The organism is Lentzea rhizosphaerae, from assembly GCF_042649515.1.
In the GTDB taxonomy this organism is placed as follows: domain Bacteria; phylum Actinomycetota; class Actinomycetes; order Mycobacteriales; family Pseudonocardiaceae; genus Lentzea; species Lentzea aerocolonigenes.
Genome location: NZ_JBHRZI010000011.1, coordinates 767,514 through 781,617, shown reverse-complemented (window position 1 = coordinate 781,617; position 14,104 = coordinate 767,514). Strand labels below are relative to the sequence as shown.

Here is a 14,104-nt window from a genome sequence, read left to right as displayed (position 1 = left end):
CCGCGGGCTCTCCGGGGGTGAATCCCTGGGGTCCGCTACTTTTAGACCCTGACGTGTAAGTCCGGCGGGTGGCCACAAATGCCCGCCGGACCAGCAAAAAGAAGTCCAGGAGGACAATCCAGTGGCCAAGGCGAAGTTCGAGCGGACGAAGCCGCACGTCAACATCGGCACCATCGGTCACATCGACCATGGCAAGACCACGCTGACCGCGGCGATCTCCAAGGTTCTGCACGACGCGTACCCCGATGTGAACGCCTCGTTCGCGTTCGACCAGATCGACAAGGCGCCGGAAGAGAAGCAGCGCGGCATCACGATCTCGATCGCGCACATCGAGTACCAGACGGAGAACCGTCACTACGCGCACGTCGACTGCCCCGGGCACGCCGACTACATCAAGAACATGATCACCGGTGCGGCGCAGATGGACGGCGCCATCCTGGTGGTCGCGGCCACCGACGGCCCGATGCCGCAGACGAAGGAGCACGTCCTCCTGGCCCGCCAGGTCGGCGTCCCCTACATCGTCGTCGCGCTCAACAAGGCCGACATGGTCGATGACGAGGAGATCCTGGAGCTCGTCGAGCTCGAGGTCCGCGAGCTGCTCTCCGAGTACGAGTTCCCGGGCGACGACCTGCCGGTCGTGCGCGTCTCGGCGCTGAAGGCGCTCGAGGGCGACGAGCAGTGGGGCAAGTCCGTTCTCGAGCTCATGGCCGCCGTCGACTCGGCGATCCCGGAGCCGGAGCGCGAGGTCGACAAGCCGTTCCTCATGCCCGTCGAGGACGTCTTCACGATCACCGGTCGCGGCACCGTGGTGACCGGTCGCATCGAGCGCGGCATCATCAACGTGAACTCCGAGATCGAGATCGTCGGTATCAAGGAGACGTCGAAGAAGACGACGGTCACCTCGATCGAGATGTTCAAGAAGTTCCTCGACGAGGGTCGCGCCGGTGACAACGCCGCGCTGCTGCTCCGCGGCATCAAGCGCGAGGAGGTGGAGCGCGGCATGGTCATCGTCAAGCCGGGCACCACGACCCCGCACACCGAGTTCGAGGCCCAGGTCTACATCCTGTCGAAGGACGAGGGTGGCCGCCACACGCCGTTCTTCAACAACTACCGTCCGCAGTTCTACTTCCGGACGACGGACGTGACCGGCGTTGTGACGCTGCCCGAGGGCACCGAGATGGTCATGCCGGGCGACAACACCTTCATGTCGGTCAAGCTGATCCAGCCGATCGCCATGGACGAGGGTCTGCGCTTCGCGATCCGCGAGGGTGGCCGCACCGTCGGCGCCGGCTCGGTCACCAAGATCATCAAGTGACCTAGCAGCACCCAGTTCGGCGAAAGGCCGGGCCAACGGTTCCGTTGGCCCGGCCTTCGTCGTTGCCAGGTCGAAGTTGTGCGACAGCTCACGTCGGGCTGTCGCGACGCGCAGGGGAGTGGGCCCGCGTCGGAGATCCTGTTGCCGGGCAACGGAACTGTCGTGCTCGTCGCTCCACACGCGACGAACAGGACGGCTCACCGGCCAAGATCCTGACGTGATCTGGCTCCAACTCACCCACCCCGATTTGGAGCGCCTCACGCCCGTGTGGCATCCTTTACGGGTTGCTCGACGAAGGCCGGGTCGCATCCGTGCGTGCCTGAGTCCTTCGACCGAGCGTCCGCGCCCTGTTAGTGAACGCCTCCTTGCGGAGATGGGCATCAGGGTGCAAGGGCTGTGGTAGGCCCAATCCCACCGGGGAGACCTTGAGTGGGACCGGTATGCGCACCGGGCGCGACACGCCCGACCGCGTGGACCGGGCACCATGACACTTCAACAGGGGCGGAGCGCGCCAAGAGGCTGTAACAGGCCTCATCCGAGGCACCGCACCGCAGCGGTTACGAGAAGCAGAGGAACGGCAAGCCATCATGGCGGGACAAAAGATCCGCATCCGGCTCAAGGCCTACGACCACGAAGCGATCGACGCGTCTGCGCGCAAGATCGTGGAGACCGTGACGCGCACCGGCGCTCGGGTCGTCGGGCCGGTGCCGCTGCCCACTGAGAAGAACGTGTACTGCGTCATCCGCTCGCCGCACAAGTACAAGGACTCGCGCGAGCACTTCGAGATGCGCACGCACAAGCGGCTGATCGACATCCTCGACCCGACGCCGAAGACGGTTGACGCGCTCATGCGCATCGACCTGCCGGCCAGCGTCGACGTCAACATCCAGTAAGCGTTGGGCGCGGAGAGTAACGGACCAATGTCTGACAGGCAGATGAAGGGCATCCTGGGCACCAAGCTCGGCATGACTCAGGTCTTCGACGAGAACAACCGGGTCGTCCCGGTGACCGTCGTGAAGGCCGAGCCGAATGTCGTCACCCAGGTTCGCACCGAAGAGAAGGACGGCTACACCGCCGTCCAGCTGGCGGCCGGCGCGATTGACCCGCGCAAGGTCAACAAGCCCGTCGCGGGCCACTTCGCCAAGGCCGGGGTCACGCCCCGCCGCCACCTGGTGGAGCTGCGCACGACGGACGCCGGCGAGTACACGGTCGGCCAGGAGATCACCGCTGAGGTGTTCGAGGCCGGCGCTGTTGTCGACATCACCGGCACCAGCAAGGGCAAGGGCACCGCGGGTGTCATGAAGCGCCACAACTTCCGGGGCCTCGGCTCCAGCCACGGCACCCAGCGCAAGCACCGCTCGCCGGGTTCCATCGGTGGCTGCGCCACTCCGGGTCGCGTCTTCAAGGGTCTGCGCATGGCCGGCCGCATGGGCCACGTGCGCGTCACGACCCAGAACCTGAAGGTGCACAAGATCGACGCCGAGAACGGCCTGCTGCTCATCAAGGGCGCTGTTCCCGGCCCCAAGGGTGGTCTGGTGTTCGTCCGGACTGCTGCGAAGGGTGGTGCCTGATGTCGACTGTTGAGATCCGCACCCCGGACGGCAAGTCCGCCGGCACGGTTGAGCTCCCGTCGGCCATTTTCGACGCGCAGGCGAACGTTGCGCTGCTGCACCAGGTTGTCGTCGGCCAGCAGGCCGCCGCTCGCCAGGGCACGCACGCCACGAAGACCCGCGGCGAGGTGTCCGGTGGTGGCAAGAAGCCGTACCGCCAGAAGGGCACCGGTCGCGCCCGCCAGGGTTCGACGCGTGCGCCGCAGTTCGCCGGCGGTGGCGTCGTCCACGGCCCGCAGCCGCGTGACTACACCCAGCGGACCCCCAAGAAGATGAAGGCCGCCGCTCTGCGTGGCGCCCTCTCCGACCGGGCCCGCGCCAACCAGGTGCACGTCGTGTCCGGCCTGGTGGACGGGGACACCCCGTCGACCAAGACCGCACGCAAGGTCCTGGAGTCGGTCACCCAGGCTCGTCGCGTTCTCGTGGTGCTCAACCGCACCGACGAGGTCGCGTGGGTCAGCGTGCGGAACCTTCCGCACGTGCACGTGATCGCGCCCGACCAGCTCAACACCTACGACGTGCTCGTCAACGACGACGTGGTGTTCACCAAGGACTCGCTCGACGTGTTCCTCGCCAGCAAGGCCCAGCAGGGTCGTGGCTCGGCTGAGGGCGCGGCGGTCGTGGTGGACGAGGAGGCTTCCAAGTGATCCCCGACCACAGGGACATCTTGCTCGCGCCGGTGATCTCCGAGAAGTCCTACGGGCTTCTTGAGGAGAACAAGTACACCTTCTTGGTGGCGCCGGGTTCGAACAAGACCCAGATCAAGATCGCCGTGGAGAAGGTCTTCGGCGTGAAGGTCGTCAGCGTCAACACCATCAACCGGCAGGGCAAGCGCAAGCGCACCCGCACCGGGTTCGGCAAGCGCAAGGACACGAAGCGCGCGATCGTGACCCTGTCCTCGGACAGCAAGCCGATCGAGATCTTCGGCGGCCCTGCCGCCTGATGACGAGGACTGCGTAGAGATGGGCATTCGCAAGTACAAGCCGACGACTCCCGGTCGTCGCGGTGCGAGCGTCTCCGACTTCGCCGAGATCACTCGGTCGACGCCGGAGAAGTCGCTGATCCGCCCGCTGCACAAGCTGGGTGGCCGCAACGCTTCGGGCAAGATCACCACGCGGCACAAGGGTGGCGGTCACAAGCGGGCTTACCGCCTGATCGACTTCCGTCGCCACGACAAGGACGGCGTGCCGGCCAAGGTCGCTCACATCGAGTACGACCCGAACCGCACCGCGCGCATCGCGCTGCTGCACTACGCGGACGGCGAGAAGCGCTACATCATCGCCCCGGAGAAGCTCAAGCAGGGTGACACGGTTGAGAACGGCCCCAAGGCCGACATCAAGCCGGGCAACAACCTGCCGCTGCGCAACATCCCGGTCGGTTCCGTGATTCACGCGATCGAGCTCCGCCCCGGTGGCGGCGCGAAGATCGCTCGCTCCGCCGGCGCCTCGGTTCAGCTCGTGGCGAAGGACGGCCCGTACGCCCAGCTGCGGATGCCTTCGGGCGAGATCCGCAACGTGGACGTGCGCTGCCGCGCCACGCTCGGCGAGGTCGGCAACAAGGAGCACCAGAACATCAACTGGGGCAAGGCAGGCCGCATGCGGTGGAAGGGCAAGAAGCCCACCGTGCGTGGTGTCGCCATGAACCCCGTTGACCACCCGCACGGTGGTGGTGAGGGCAAGACCTCCGGTGGTCGCCACCCGGTCAACCCGGCTGGTAAGCCCGAGGGTCGTACTCGCCGCCGCAAGCCAAGCGACAAGCTCATCGTCCGGCGTCGTCGCACCGGTAAGAAGCGCTGAGCAGGGAGGGAGTGAAGGATGCCTCGCAGCCTTAAGAAGGGCCCCTTCGTGGACGACCACCTGCTCAAGAAGGTGGACGTTCTCAACGAGTCGGGCAAGAAGACCGTCATCAAGACGTGGTCCCGCCGGTCCACGATCATCCCGGACATGCTGGGTCACACCATCGCGGTGCACGACGGCCGCAAGCACGTCCCGGTGTTCGTGACCGAGGCCATGGTCGGGCACAAGCTGGGCGAGTTCGCCCCGACCCGCACCTTCAAGGGCCACATCAAGGACGACCGGAAGTCTCGTCGCCGCTAGGCGTCGAACTGAGAAGAGCAAGGGAAAAGCAGCGATGAACGCCCGTAAGGACGCTGAGGCGCAGGAGTTTCCGCGCGCCGTGGCTCGGGCTCGCTACGTCCGCGACACCCCCATGAAGGTCCGTCGCGTCGTCGAGCTCATCAAGGGTCGTAACGCCAGCGAGGCCCTGGCCGTGCTCCAGTTCGCGCCCCAGGCCGCTTCTGAGCCGGTCGCGAAGGTGCTCGCCAGCGCCATGGCCAACGCCGAGAACAACCTGTCCCTGGACCCCGACACCCTCTGGGTTTCGGCGGCCTTTGTGGACGAGGGTCCGACCCTCAAGCGTTTCCGCCCGCGTGCCCAGGGCCGCGCGTACCGGATCCGCAAGCGGACGAGCCACATCACCATCGAGGTGGAGTCTCGTCCCAAGAAGACCAGCGCGAAGGGAACGCGGTAGTGGGCCAGAAGATCAACCCGCACGGCTTCCGGCTGGGGATCACCACCGACTGGAAGTCCCGCTGGTACGCAGACAAGCAGTACGCCGAGTACGTGGCCGAGGACGTCAAGATCCGTCGGCTGCTCTCGCGCGGCATGGAGCGTGCCGGCATCTCCAAGGTGGAGATCGAGCGCACCCGTGACCGGGTTCGCGTCGACATCCACACCGCCCGGCCGGGCATCGTCATCGGCCGTCGCGGTGCCGAGGCGGACCGCATCCGCGGTGAGCTGGAGAAGCTCACCAAGAAGCAGGTCCAGCTGAACATCCTCGAGGTCAAGAGCCCCGAGTCGGACGCGCAGCTCGTGGCACAGGGTGTCGCCGAGCAGCTGTCCAACCGCGTCGCCTTCCGGCGCGCGATGCGCAAGGCCATTCAGTCGGCCATGCGTTCGCCGCAGGTCAAGGGCATCCGCGTGCAGTGCGGCGGTCGCCTGGGCGGCGCTGAGATGTCCCGCTCGGAGCACTACCGCGACGGCCGCGTGCCGCTGCACACGCTCCGCGCCAACATCGACTACGGCTTCTTCGAGGCCCGCACCACGTTCGGCCGTATCGGCGTGAAGGTGTGGATCTACAAGGGCGACATCGTCGGTGGCATCTCCGCCAAGCGCGCGCTCGACGCGGCTGCGCCTTCGCAGGCCGACCGCGCCCCGCGTCGCGACCGTGGCGAGCGTCCGAACCGGGCCCGTCGCTCCGGTGCCAGCGGCACCACCGCGACGAGCACCGAGGCCGGTCGTGCCGCCGCTGACGCCTCCGCGGCGTCCAGCGAGGCCCCGGCTGCTGCAGAGAAGACGGAGAGCTGAGTCATGCTCATCCCGCGCAGGGTCAAGCACCGCAAGCAGCACCACCCCAAGCGGTCGGGTGCTGCCAAGGGCGGCACGAAGGTCACCTTCGGTGAGTACGGCATCCAGGCTCTGGAGCCGGCGTACGTCACCAACAGGCAGATCGAGTCCGCTCGTATCGCCATCACGCGCCACATCCGTCGTGGCGGCAAGGTCTGGATCAACATCTTCCCGGACCGTCCGCTGACGAAGAAGCCGGCCGAGACCCGCATGGGTTCCGGTAAGGGTTCGCCGGAGTGGTGGGTGGCCAACGTCAAGCCGGGTCGCGTCCTCTTCGAGATGGCCTTCCCGAACGAGCAGGTCGCTCGCGAGGCGCTCCGCCGCGCGATCCACAAGCTCCCGATGAAGTGCCGCATCGTTACGCGTGAGGGTGGTGAGTTCTGATGGCAGCGGGTACCACCGCTTCCGAGCTGCGTGAGCTCACCGAGGAAGAGCTCGTGCTGCGTCTGAAGGAATCGAAGGAAGAGCTCTTCAACCTTCGCTTCCAGATGGCCACGGGCCAGCTCGACAACAACCGGCGGCTGCGCACGGTCCGGCACGACATCGCCCGGATCTACACCGTGATGCGGGAGCGGGAGCTCGGGCTCTCCGTTTCGCCGGAATCCACTGGTGAGGGTGCGGCATGACCGAAAGCAACGAAGTTCAGACCGAGAAGCGCAACGACCGCAAGGTCCGCGAGGGCCTCGTCGTGTCCGACAAGATGGACAAGACGATCGTGGTTGCGCTCGAGGACCGCAAGAAGCACCCGCGTTACTCCAAGATCATGCGCTCCACCACCAAGGTGAAGGTGCACGACGAGGAGAACGCGGCGGGCATCGGCGACCGCGTCCTGCTCATGGAGACCCGGCCCCTGTCGGCGACCAAGCGCTGGCGGCTCGTCGAGATCCTCGAGAAGGCCAAGTAAGTCCTTTCTAGACAGACCGAGCCCGTCGGGTCGGAAATCCGGCGGGCCAGGAATGGTCAGGAGCAAGTAAGTGATTCAGCAGGAGTCGCGGCTTCGTGTCGCCGACAACACTGGTGCGAAGGAGATCCTTTGCATCCGTGTTCTCGGTGGTTCGGGCCGCCGCTACGCGGGCATCGGCGACATCATCGTCGCGACCGTCAAGGACGCGATCCCCGGTGCCGGCGTGAAGAAGGGTGACGTCGTCAAGGCCGTCATCGTCCGCACCGTCAAGGAGCGCCGTCGCGCGGATGGCTCGTACATCCGCTTCGACGAGAACGCCGCTGTGCTCATCAAGAACGACAACGAGCCCCGCGGTACCCGCATCTTCGGCCCGGTCGGGCGCGAGCTGCGCGACAAGAAGTTCATGAAGATCATCTCGCTGGCTCCGGAGGTGCTCTGACCATGAAGGTGAAGAAGGGCGACACGGTCGTCGTTATCGCCGGCAAGGACAAGGGCGCGAAGGGCAAGGTCATCCAGGCCTACCCGGAGACCGGCAAGGTCCTGGTCGAGGGCGTCAACCGGATCAAGAAGCACACCCGGATCACGCAGACCCAGCGTGGCGCGCAGTCCGGTGGCATCGTGACCCAGGAAGCCCCGATCAACGTCTCCAACGTGATGGTGGTCGACTCGGACGGCAAGCCGACCCGTGTTGGTTACCGTACGAACGACGAGGGCAAGCGGGTCCGCATTTCCCGTCGTAACGGGAAGGACATCTGAGCATGACTACCGCAGAGAAGATCATCCCGCGGCTGAAGACGCGTTACCGCGACGAGATCAAGGGCGAGCTGCAGAAGCAGTTCTCCTTCGCCAACGTGATGCAGATCCCCGGCGTCGTCAAGGTCGTCGTCAACATGGGTGTCGGCGACGCCGCCCGTGACGGCAAGCTGATCGAGGGTGCCGTCAAGGACCTCTCGATCATCACCGGTCAGCGTCCCGAGGTTCGTCGGGCCCGCAAGTCCATCGCGCAGTTCAAGCTGCGTGAGGGCATGCCGATCGGCGCGCGCGTCACGCTGCGCGGCGACCGCATGTGGGAGTTCCTGGACCGCCTGCTGACGATCGCGCTGCCCCGTATCCGCGACTTCCGCGGCCTCTCGGGCAAGCAGTTCGACGGCAACGGCAACTACACGTTCGGTCTGAACGAGCAGTCGATGTTCCACGAGATCGACCCCGACTCGATCGACCGTCCCCGCGGCATGGACATCACCGTCGTCACCACCGCCACGAACGACGAGGAGGGCCGGGCGCTGCTGAAGCTCCTGGGCTTCCCGTTCAAGGAGAACTGAGTCGATGGCCAAGAAGGCGTTGATCAACAAGGCCGCGAAGAAGCCGAAGTTCAAGGTCCGGGGCTACACCCGGTGCCAGCGTTGCGGCCGCCCCCACGCGGTGTTCCGCAAGTTCGGCCTCTGCCGGATCTGCCTGCGCGAGATGGCTCACCGCGGTGAGCTGCCTGGCGTGAGCAAGTCCAGCTGGTAATTCCAAGCTCCATTACTTCGCTGTAGGCCCGCACACGACCGTCCTGTCCCTCCTCCTCGGAGGAGGGCAGGTCTGGACCCTGAGCGGTGAACCGCAGCGAGAAGGGTTGACCAGGTCACCATGACGATGACCGATCCCATCGCAGACATGCTCACTCGTCTGCGGAACGCGAACTCGGCTTACCACGACAAGGTCGTGATGCCGCACTCGAAGTTGAAGGCCAACATCGCCGAGATCCTCAAGCGCGAGGGCTACATCGCCTCGTACCGCGACGAGGAGGGCGAGGTCGCGAAGAACCTCGTCGTCGAGCTGAAGTACGGCCCGAACCGTGAGCGCAGCATCGCCGGCCTCCGCCGCGTGTCGAAGCCCGGTCTGCGCGTGTACGCGAAGTCCACCGGCCTGCCGCGAGTTCTCGGCGGTCTTGGTGTGGCGATCATTTCGACCTCTGGTGGTCTCATGACCGACCGCCAGGCCAACAAGGCAGGCGTGGGCGGAGAAGTCCTCGCCTACGTTTGGTAAGGGGGAGTAGACATGTCGCGCATCGGTAAGCAGCCGATCATTGTCCCCTCCGGGGTCGACGTGAACATCGCCGGCCAGGACGTGAGCGTGAAGGGCCCCAAGGGCACCCTGACGCTGACGATCGCTGAGCCGATCAGCCTGGAGAAGGCTGAGGACGGCACGCTCGAGGTCAAGCGCCCGAACGACGAGCGCCGCAACCGCGCGCTCCACGGCCTGTCGCGCACGCTCGTGCACAACATGGTTGTCGGCGTGACCCAGGGTTACGAAAAGAAGATGGAAATCCACGGCGTCGGTTACCGCGTCGCGCTCAAGGGCTCTGAGCTCGAGTTCGCGCTCGGTTACTCCCACCCCGTCAAGGTCGAGGCCCCCGAGGGCATCACCTTCGCGGTGGAGACCCCGACCCGTTTCTCCGTCTCGGGTATCGACAAGCAGCTGGTCGGTGAGGTCGCCGCCAACATCCGCAAGCTGCGCAAGCCCGACCCGTACAAGGGCAAGGGCGTCCGCTACTCGGGCGAGAAGATCCGTCGCAAGGTCGGAAAGACGGGTAAGTGACATGAGCGAGTCGACTGTTACGAAGCGCAAGCCGGTGGGCAAGGACATCTCCACCAGGCGTCGTGTTGCCAAGGCCCGTCGCCACTTCCGCCTCCGCAAGAAGGTCAGCGGCACCGCCGAGCGCCCGCGCCTGGTCGTGCACCGGTCGTCGAAGCACATCACCGTGCAGATCATCGACGACCTGAAGGGCCACACGGTCGCGTCCGCTTCCTCCATGGAGGCCGACGTCCGTGCGCTGGAAGGCGACAAGAAGGCCCGCGCGGCCAAGGTCGGCCAGCTGGCCGCGGCCCGTGCCAAGGACGCCGGCATCACGGCGGTCGTGTTCGACCGCGGTGGCAACGCGTACCACGGCCGGATCGCCGCCCTGGCGGACGCCGCCCGCGAGGCGGGGCTGGAGTTCTGACAATGATGATCACTGGAATTGAGAGGGACGCCTGATGCCAGGACGTACGCGTCGCGAAGGCGGCGGGGGCGAGCGCGGAGAGCGCCGCGACCGTCGTGACGGCGGCCGCGGCGGCGCGGCCCAGGAGAAGACCCCCCACCTCGAGCGCGTGGTTGCGATCAACCGCGTCTCCAAGGTGGTCAAGGGTGGTCGTCGCTTCAGCTTCACCGCGCTCGTCGTGGTGGGTGACGGCGACGGCATGGTCGGCGTCGGTTACGGCAAGGCCAAGGAAGTTCCCGCGGCCATCGCCAAGGGTGTCGAGGAAGCGAAGAAGAACTTCTTCCGCGTGCCTCGCATCGCCGGCACCATCCCCCACCCGGTCCAGGGTGAGAAGGCCGCTGGTGTGGTTCTGCTGCGTCCGGCCTCGGCCGGTACCGGTGTCATCGCGGGTGGCGCTGTCCGCGCCGTCCTCGAGTGCGCCGGCGTGCACGACGTGCTGTCGAAGTCCCTGGGCTCCGACAACGCGATCAACATCGTGCACGCGACCGTGGCGGCCCTCAAGGGCCTGCAGCGTCCGGAAGAGGTCGCGGCCCGTCGTGGCCTGCCCCTCGAGGACGTCGCCCCCGCCGGCATGATCCGCGCTCGCGCGGGCCAGGGGGTCTGACCATGGCTCTCAAGATCACCCAGGTTCGCAGCACCATCGGCACCAAGCACAACCACCGCGAGTCGATGCGCACCCTCGGGCTGCGCAAGATCCGCCAGTCGGTCGTGCGTGAGGACACCCCCCAGGTCCGCGGCCTGATCCACGCCGTGCGCCACCTGGTGGTTGTTGAGGAGGTCCAGTCGTGACCATCAAGATTCACGACCTGCGTCCCGCCCCCGGAGCCAAGACCGCCAAGACCCGCGTCGGTCGTGGTGAAGGCTCCAAGGGCAAGACCGCCGGCCGCGGTACGAAGGGCACGGGCGCTCGCAAGAACGTCTCGCCGCGCTTCGAAGGTGGCCAGATGCCGCTGCACATGCGGCTGCCGAAGCTCAAGGGCTTCAAGAACCCGTTCCGCACCGAGTACCAGGTCGTGAACGTCTCCGACATCGCTGCCTCGTTCCCCGAGGGCGGTTCGGTCGACGTTCCCGCGCTGGTGCTGGCCGGGCTGGTCCGCAAGGGCTCGCTCGTCAAGGTGCTGGGCGATGGTGAGGTCGGCGTCAAGCTGGACGTCACCGCTGACAAGTTCTCCAAGTCCGCTGTGGAGAAGCTGACTGCCGCTGGTGGTACCGCTACGGTCGCTGGCGCGTAGTTGTCGCGTCTGGAGGGCCCTGAGGCTTTGCCTCGGGGCCCTTTGGCGTGTTCTGGGGGCGTTTGAGGGCGTCGCGCAGGTTGCGTTGGCCGTCTCCCTGTTTCGTTGGCGGGTTCCTGGTTCGTGTTCGTGCTTGGTTGTGTTGCGTGCTGCTGTGCCTGTTGGGTGCTTGGTCTGAGGGCTCTGCCCTCAGACTCCCGACACTCCCAAAAGAGCCCTCCAGCGTCATTCGCGGGTTGATGGCACGCCTGTTGGGTTGGGCGGCTTGCGGTTGCTTGGTTTGGTTGCGTTTGCGGTGTGGCTCCCCCGTCTAGCGCTCCGCAGCGAGCCACACCGCCGGGTCGCGTCGGAGGGCGGTTTTCTCGCCTCGGCTTCGCCACCGGGCTTGGGGCTCGGCTTCGCCATCGGCGGGTTCGCTTTGCGGTGATTTTTGGGGGAACTTCGGGGTGGGCGCAAACGTTCGCGCTTGGCGTAACGCCTGCTCGTAGCACGGAATCACCGGGGTGGCTACCCCGGATGGGCTAGCGTGTTGGTGGGAGATCAACCGGTTCTAACCTGTGATTGGCCACTGGGTACGACCAGGTCGTGGGGGACTGTTAAAGTCGCGGGCTGAACCCGGATGTCCTCCGGGTTGCTTGGTCGTGGCTGCCTGCTGCGGCCTGCCAACTACCGCATGTGCCGGTCCCTGGGGGTCGGCAACGCTCAGGAGGTTCGCGTGCTCGGCGCATTCCGCTCGGCTCTCGCGACGCCGGATCTACGCAAGAAGATCCTCTTCACGCTCGGGATCATCATTGTGTACCGGCTTGGAGCGACCATGCCCGCGCCGGGCGTGTCCTTCAAGAACGTGCGGGCGTGTGCTGAGCAGCTCGAAGGCCAGAACATCTACTCGCTGATCAACCTGTTCAGCGGTGGAGCGTTGCTCAACCTGTCCGTGTTCGCGCTGGGGATCATGCCCTACATCACCGCGAGCATCATCATTCAGCTGTTGACCGTGGTCATCCCCCGGTTCGAGCAGTTGAAGAAGGAAGGACAGGCCGGTCAGGGCAAGCTGACGCAGTACACGCGCTACCTGACCATCGGTCTGGCGATCCTGCAGTCCACCGGTCTGGTGGCGCTGGCGGTGCGCGGGCAGTTGTTCGGCGAGTGCGACCAGGACGTCATTCCTGGCAAGGACAGCATCTTCACCCTCATCGTGCTGGTCATCACCATGACCGCCGGTACCTCGGTCATCATGTGGCTGGGTGAGCTGATCACCGAGAAGGGCATCGGCAACGGCATGTCGCTGCTGATCTTCACCGGTATCGCCGCCCGCATCCCGGCCGAGGGCAAGAACATCCTTCAGAAGAGCGGTGTCACGTTCGCTCTCGTGGTCGTGGCTGCTCTCATCATCATCGCGAGCGTCATCTACGTCGAGCAGGCCCAGCGTCGCATTCCGGTGCAGTACGCCAAGCGCATGATCGGCCGTCGCATGTACGGCGGCACGTCGACGTACCTTCCCCTCAAGGTGAACCAGGCCGGCGTCATCCCGGTCATCTTCGCCTCGTCGCTGCTCTACCTGCCGGACCTGATCGTCCGCCTCACCCAGGGTTCCTCCTCGGAGCCGAACTGGTTCTCGACGTTCGTGCAGACGTACCTAGTCAAGCAGTCGAGCTGGGTGCACATCAGCGTCTACTTCCTGCTGATCGTCTTCTTCACGTACTTCTACGTCGGCATCACGTTCAACCCGGACGAGCGCGCTGACGAGATGAAGAAGTTCGGTGGCTTCATCCCCGGCATCCGTCCTGGTCGTCCGACCGCCGAGTACCTCAAGTTCGTGCTGGGTCGCATCACGCTCCCCGGTTCGCTCTACCTCGGCATCGTGGCGATCCTGCCGAACCTGTTCCTGGACCTGACCGGTGACGGCCAGAACCAGAACTTCCCGTTCGGCGGCACCGCGGTTCTGATCATGGTCGGTGTCGGTCTCGACACCGTGAAGCAGATCGAGAGCCAGCTCATGCAGCGCAATTACGAAGGGTTCCTCCGCTAGATGCGACTCGTTCTCGTTGGCCCGCCCGGTGCGGGCAAGGGCACCCAGGCCGAAGTGCTGAGCCGCAAGCTCGGTGTGCCGCACATCTCGACGGGCGACCTCTTCCGGTCACACATCTCCAACCAGACCGAGCTCGGCCTCGAGGTGCAGAGCATCCTCGACGAGGGCGCGTTGGTGCCGGACTCCATCACCAACGAGATGGTGCGCAAGCGCCTCGCGGAGGCGGACGCGGAGCACGGGTTCCTGCTCGACGGGTTCCCGCGCAACGTGGCCCAGGCCGACAAGCTCGGTGAGTTCCTGGCCGTCGGTGGCCACGAGCTCGACGCGGTGCTCGAGTTCCGGGTCGACGAGGACGTCGTGGTCGAGCGGTTGCTGGCGCGCGGGCGCACGGACGACAAGGAAGACGTCATCCGGCATCGGCAGCAGGTGTACCGCAACGAGACCGCGCCGCTGCTGAGCTACTACGCGGACAAGGTCATCTCCATCGACGCCGTCGGTGAGATCGACGAGATCAGTGAGCGGGCCCTCGCCGCGCTGCACTCGCTGCGCGGCGAGAAGTGAGTGTTGGTGGACTGCTCAACCGGCTTC

24 protein-coding genes are annotated in these 14,104 nt (G+C 65.8%); all 24 read left to right on the top strand.

Annotated elements, in window-relative coordinates; translation table 11 throughout:
• Positions 1-121: 121 nt before the first annotated feature.
• The 24 genes from tuf to ACFOWZ_RS11110 all read left to right on the top strand — a co-directional run bounded on the left by tuf (position 122) and on the right by ACFOWZ_RS11110 (position 14,077).
• Positions 122-1,315 (top strand): elongation factor Tu, encoded by a 1,194-nt coding sequence (gene tuf, locus ACFOWZ_RS11225; protein ID WP_030473468.1) that lies wholly within the window; start codon positions 122-124, stop codon positions 1,313-1,315.
• Positions 1,316-1,902: 587 nt separating this feature from the next.
• Complete coding sequence (gene rpsJ / locus ACFOWZ_RS11220; protein ID WP_003938093.1) at positions 1,903-2,208, top strand: 30S ribosomal protein S10; 306 nt, start codon at positions 1,903-1,905, stop codon at positions 2,206-2,208.
• 27 nt (positions 2,209-2,235) lie between these two features.
• On the top strand, positions 2,236-2,886 hold the full coding sequence (gene rplC / locus ACFOWZ_RS11215) for a 50S ribosomal protein L3 (protein ID WP_030473467.1): 651 nt from the start codon (positions 2,236-2,238) through the stop codon (positions 2,884-2,886).
• Positions 2,886-3,572: a 50S ribosomal protein L4 gene (rplD, locus tag ACFOWZ_RS11210; protein WP_030473466.1), complete on the top strand. Its 687-nt coding sequence runs from the start codon at positions 2,886-2,888 to the stop codon at positions 3,570-3,572. Before rplC ends, rplD begins: the two co-directional genes overlap by 1 nt.
• Positions 3,569-3,868 (top strand): 50S ribosomal protein L23, encoded by a 300-nt coding sequence (rplW, locus tag ACFOWZ_RS11205; protein WP_030473465.1) that lies wholly within the window; start codon positions 3,569-3,571, stop codon positions 3,866-3,868. The genes rplD and rplW overlap by 4 nt, the downstream gene beginning before the upstream one ends.
• A 19-nt stretch (positions 3,869-3,887) precedes the next feature.
• Positions 3,888-4,721, top strand: coding sequence for a 50S ribosomal protein L2 (gene rplB / locus ACFOWZ_RS11200; protein WP_030473464.1), 834 nt, complete (start codon positions 3,888-3,890; stop codon positions 4,719-4,721).
• Positions 4,722-4,739: 18 nt separating this feature from the next.
• The gene (rpsS, locus tag ACFOWZ_RS11195) at positions 4,740-5,021 is read left to right on the top strand and encodes a 30S ribosomal protein S19 (protein WP_015105260.1); all 282 of its coding nucleotides are present in this window, start codon (positions 4,740-4,742) and stop codon (positions 5,019-5,021) included.
• 34 nt (positions 5,022-5,055) lie between these two features.
• Positions 5,056-5,454, top strand: a complete 399-nt coding sequence (rplV, locus tag ACFOWZ_RS11190; protein WP_030473463.1) for a 50S ribosomal protein L22 — start codon at positions 5,056-5,058, stop codon at positions 5,452-5,454.
• Positions 5,454-6,290: a 30S ribosomal protein S3 gene (gene rpsC / locus ACFOWZ_RS11185; RefSeq protein ID WP_030473462.1), complete on the top strand. Its 837-nt coding sequence runs from the start codon at positions 5,454-5,456 to the stop codon at positions 6,288-6,290. The genes rplV and rpsC overlap by 1 nt, the downstream gene beginning before the upstream one ends.
• Positions 6,291-6,293: 3 nt before the next feature.
• Positions 6,294-6,713, top strand: a complete 420-nt coding sequence (gene rplP / locus ACFOWZ_RS11180) for a 50S ribosomal protein L16 (RefSeq protein WP_030473461.1) — start codon at positions 6,294-6,296, stop codon at positions 6,711-6,713.
• Positions 6,713-6,955 carry a 50S ribosomal protein L29 gene (rpmC, locus tag ACFOWZ_RS11175; protein ID WP_146358719.1) on the top strand — a complete coding sequence of 81 codons (243 nt, stop codon included), beginning with the start codon at positions 6,713-6,715 and terminating at the stop codon, positions 6,953-6,955. Before rplP ends, rpmC begins: the two co-directional genes overlap by 1 nt.
• The gene (gene rpsQ, locus ACFOWZ_RS11170) at positions 6,952-7,233 is read left to right on the top strand and encodes a 30S ribosomal protein S17 (protein ID WP_065915974.1); all 282 of its coding nucleotides are present in this window, start codon (positions 6,952-6,954) and stop codon (positions 7,231-7,233) included. The genes rpmC and rpsQ overlap by 4 nt, the downstream gene beginning before the upstream one ends.
• 70 nt (positions 7,234-7,303) lie before the next feature.
• Positions 7,304-7,672 (top strand): 50S ribosomal protein L14, encoded by a 369-nt coding sequence (gene rplN / locus ACFOWZ_RS11165; RefSeq protein ID WP_030473458.1) that lies wholly within the window; start codon positions 7,304-7,306, stop codon positions 7,670-7,672.
• A 2-nt stretch (positions 7,673-7,674) separates the two neighbouring features.
• The gene (gene rplX, locus ACFOWZ_RS11160; RefSeq protein WP_030473457.1) at positions 7,675-7,989 is read left to right on the top strand and encodes a 50S ribosomal protein L24; all 315 of its coding nucleotides are present in this window, start codon (positions 7,675-7,677) and stop codon (positions 7,987-7,989) included.
• Positions 7,990-7,991: 2 nt separating this feature from the next.
• Positions 7,992-8,555, top strand: coding sequence for a 50S ribosomal protein L5 (gene rplE / locus ACFOWZ_RS11155; RefSeq protein ID WP_030473456.1), 564 nt, complete (start codon positions 7,992-7,994; stop codon positions 8,553-8,555).
• Positions 8,556-8,559: 4 nt separating this feature from the next.
• Positions 8,560-8,745, top strand: a complete 186-nt coding sequence (locus tag ACFOWZ_RS11150) for a type Z 30S ribosomal protein S14 (RefSeq protein ID WP_030473455.1) — start codon at positions 8,560-8,562, stop codon at positions 8,743-8,745.
• 120 nt (positions 8,746-8,865) lie between these two features.
• Positions 8,866-9,264 carry a 30S ribosomal protein S8 gene (gene rpsH / locus ACFOWZ_RS11145; protein ID WP_030473454.1) on the top strand — a complete coding sequence of 133 codons (399 nt, stop codon included), beginning with the start codon at positions 8,866-8,868 and terminating at the stop codon, positions 9,262-9,264.
• Positions 9,265-9,276: 12 nt separating this feature from the next.
• Complete coding sequence (rplF, locus tag ACFOWZ_RS11140) at positions 9,277-9,816, top strand: 50S ribosomal protein L6 (RefSeq protein WP_030473453.1); 540 nt, start codon at positions 9,277-9,279, stop codon at positions 9,814-9,816.
• Position 9,817: 1 nt separating this feature from the next.
• Positions 9,818-10,219, top strand: a complete 402-nt coding sequence (gene rplR, locus ACFOWZ_RS11135) for a 50S ribosomal protein L18 (protein WP_030473452.1) — start codon at positions 9,818-9,820, stop codon at positions 10,217-10,219.
• Positions 10,220-10,253: 34 nt separating this feature from the next.
• Positions 10,254-10,862 (top strand): 30S ribosomal protein S5, encoded by a 609-nt coding sequence (gene rpsE, locus ACFOWZ_RS11130; RefSeq protein WP_030473451.1) that lies wholly within the window; start codon positions 10,254-10,256, stop codon positions 10,860-10,862.
• A gap of 2 nt (positions 10,863-10,864) precedes the next feature.
• Entirely contained in the window at positions 10,865-11,047 is a 183-nt protein-coding gene (gene rpmD / locus ACFOWZ_RS11125; protein WP_030473450.1) for a 50S ribosomal protein L30, read from the top strand.
• Positions 11,044-11,490, top strand: a complete 447-nt coding sequence (rplO, locus tag ACFOWZ_RS11120; protein WP_382371733.1) for a 50S ribosomal protein L15 — start codon at positions 11,044-11,046, stop codon at positions 11,488-11,490. The genes rpmD and rplO overlap by 4 nt, the downstream gene beginning before the upstream one ends.
• Positions 11,491-12,205: 715 nt before the next feature.
• The gene (gene secY, locus ACFOWZ_RS11115; protein ID WP_382371731.1) at positions 12,206-13,516 is read left to right on the top strand and encodes a preprotein translocase subunit SecY; all 1,311 of its coding nucleotides are present in this window, start codon (positions 12,206-12,208) and stop codon (positions 13,514-13,516) included.
• A complete protein-coding gene (locus tag ACFOWZ_RS11110) occupies positions 13,517-14,077 on the top strand; it encodes an adenylate kinase (RefSeq protein WP_382371729.1) in 561 nt (186 codons plus the stop codon).
• Positions 14,078-14,104 lie beyond the last annotated feature (27 nt).

Coding starts and splice junctions, on each gene's coding strand:
- rpsJ (WP_003938093.1), top strand. CDS start 1,903: ATGGCGGGACAAAAGATCCGCATCCGGCTCAAGGCCTACGACCACGAA.
- rplC (WP_030473467.1), top strand. CDS start 2,236: ATGTCTGACAGGCAGATGAAGGGCATCCTGGGCACCAAGCTCGGCATG.
- rplD (WP_030473466.1), top strand. CDS start 2,886: ATGTCGACTGTTGAGATCCGCACCCCGGACGGCAAGTCCGCCGGCACG.
- rplB (WP_030473464.1), top strand. CDS start 3,888: ATGGGCATTCGCAAGTACAAGCCGACGACTCCCGGTCGTCGCGGTGCG.
- rpsS (WP_015105260.1), top strand. CDS start 4,740: ATGCCTCGCAGCCTTAAGAAGGGCCCCTTCGTGGACGACCACCTGCTC.
- rplV (WP_030473463.1), top strand. CDS start 5,056: ATGAACGCCCGTAAGGACGCTGAGGCGCAGGAGTTTCCGCGCGCCGTG.
- rplP (WP_030473461.1), top strand. CDS start 6,294: ATGCTCATCCCGCGCAGGGTCAAGCACCGCAAGCAGCACCACCCCAAG.
- rpmC (WP_146358719.1), top strand. CDS start 6,713: ATGGCAGCGGGTACCACCGCTTCCGAGCTGCGTGAGCTCACCGAGGAA.
- rpsQ (WP_065915974.1), top strand. CDS start 6,952: ATGACCGAAAGCAACGAAGTTCAGACCGAGAAGCGCAACGACCGCAAG.
- rplX (WP_030473457.1), top strand. CDS start 7,675: ATGAAGGTGAAGAAGGGCGACACGGTCGTCGTTATCGCCGGCAAGGAC.
- rplE (WP_030473456.1), top strand. CDS start 7,992: ATGACTACCGCAGAGAAGATCATCCCGCGGCTGAAGACGCGTTACCGC.
- ACFOWZ_RS11150 (WP_030473455.1), top strand. CDS start 8,560: ATGGCCAAGAAGGCGTTGATCAACAAGGCCGCGAAGAAGCCGAAGTTC.
- rpsH (WP_030473454.1), top strand. CDS start 8,866: ATGACGATGACCGATCCCATCGCAGACATGCTCACTCGTCTGCGGAAC.
- rplF (WP_030473453.1), top strand. CDS start 9,277: ATGTCGCGCATCGGTAAGCAGCCGATCATTGTCCCCTCCGGGGTCGAC.
- rplR (WP_030473452.1), top strand. CDS start 9,818: ATGAGCGAGTCGACTGTTACGAAGCGCAAGCCGGTGGGCAAGGACATC.
- rpsE (WP_030473451.1), top strand. CDS start 10,254: ATGCCAGGACGTACGCGTCGCGAAGGCGGCGGGGGCGAGCGCGGAGAG.
- rpmD (WP_030473450.1), top strand. CDS start 10,865: ATGGCTCTCAAGATCACCCAGGTTCGCAGCACCATCGGCACCAAGCAC.
- ACFOWZ_RS11110 (WP_382371729.1), top strand. CDS start 13,517: ATGCGACTCGTTCTCGTTGGCCCGCCCGGTGCGGGCAAGGGCACCCAG.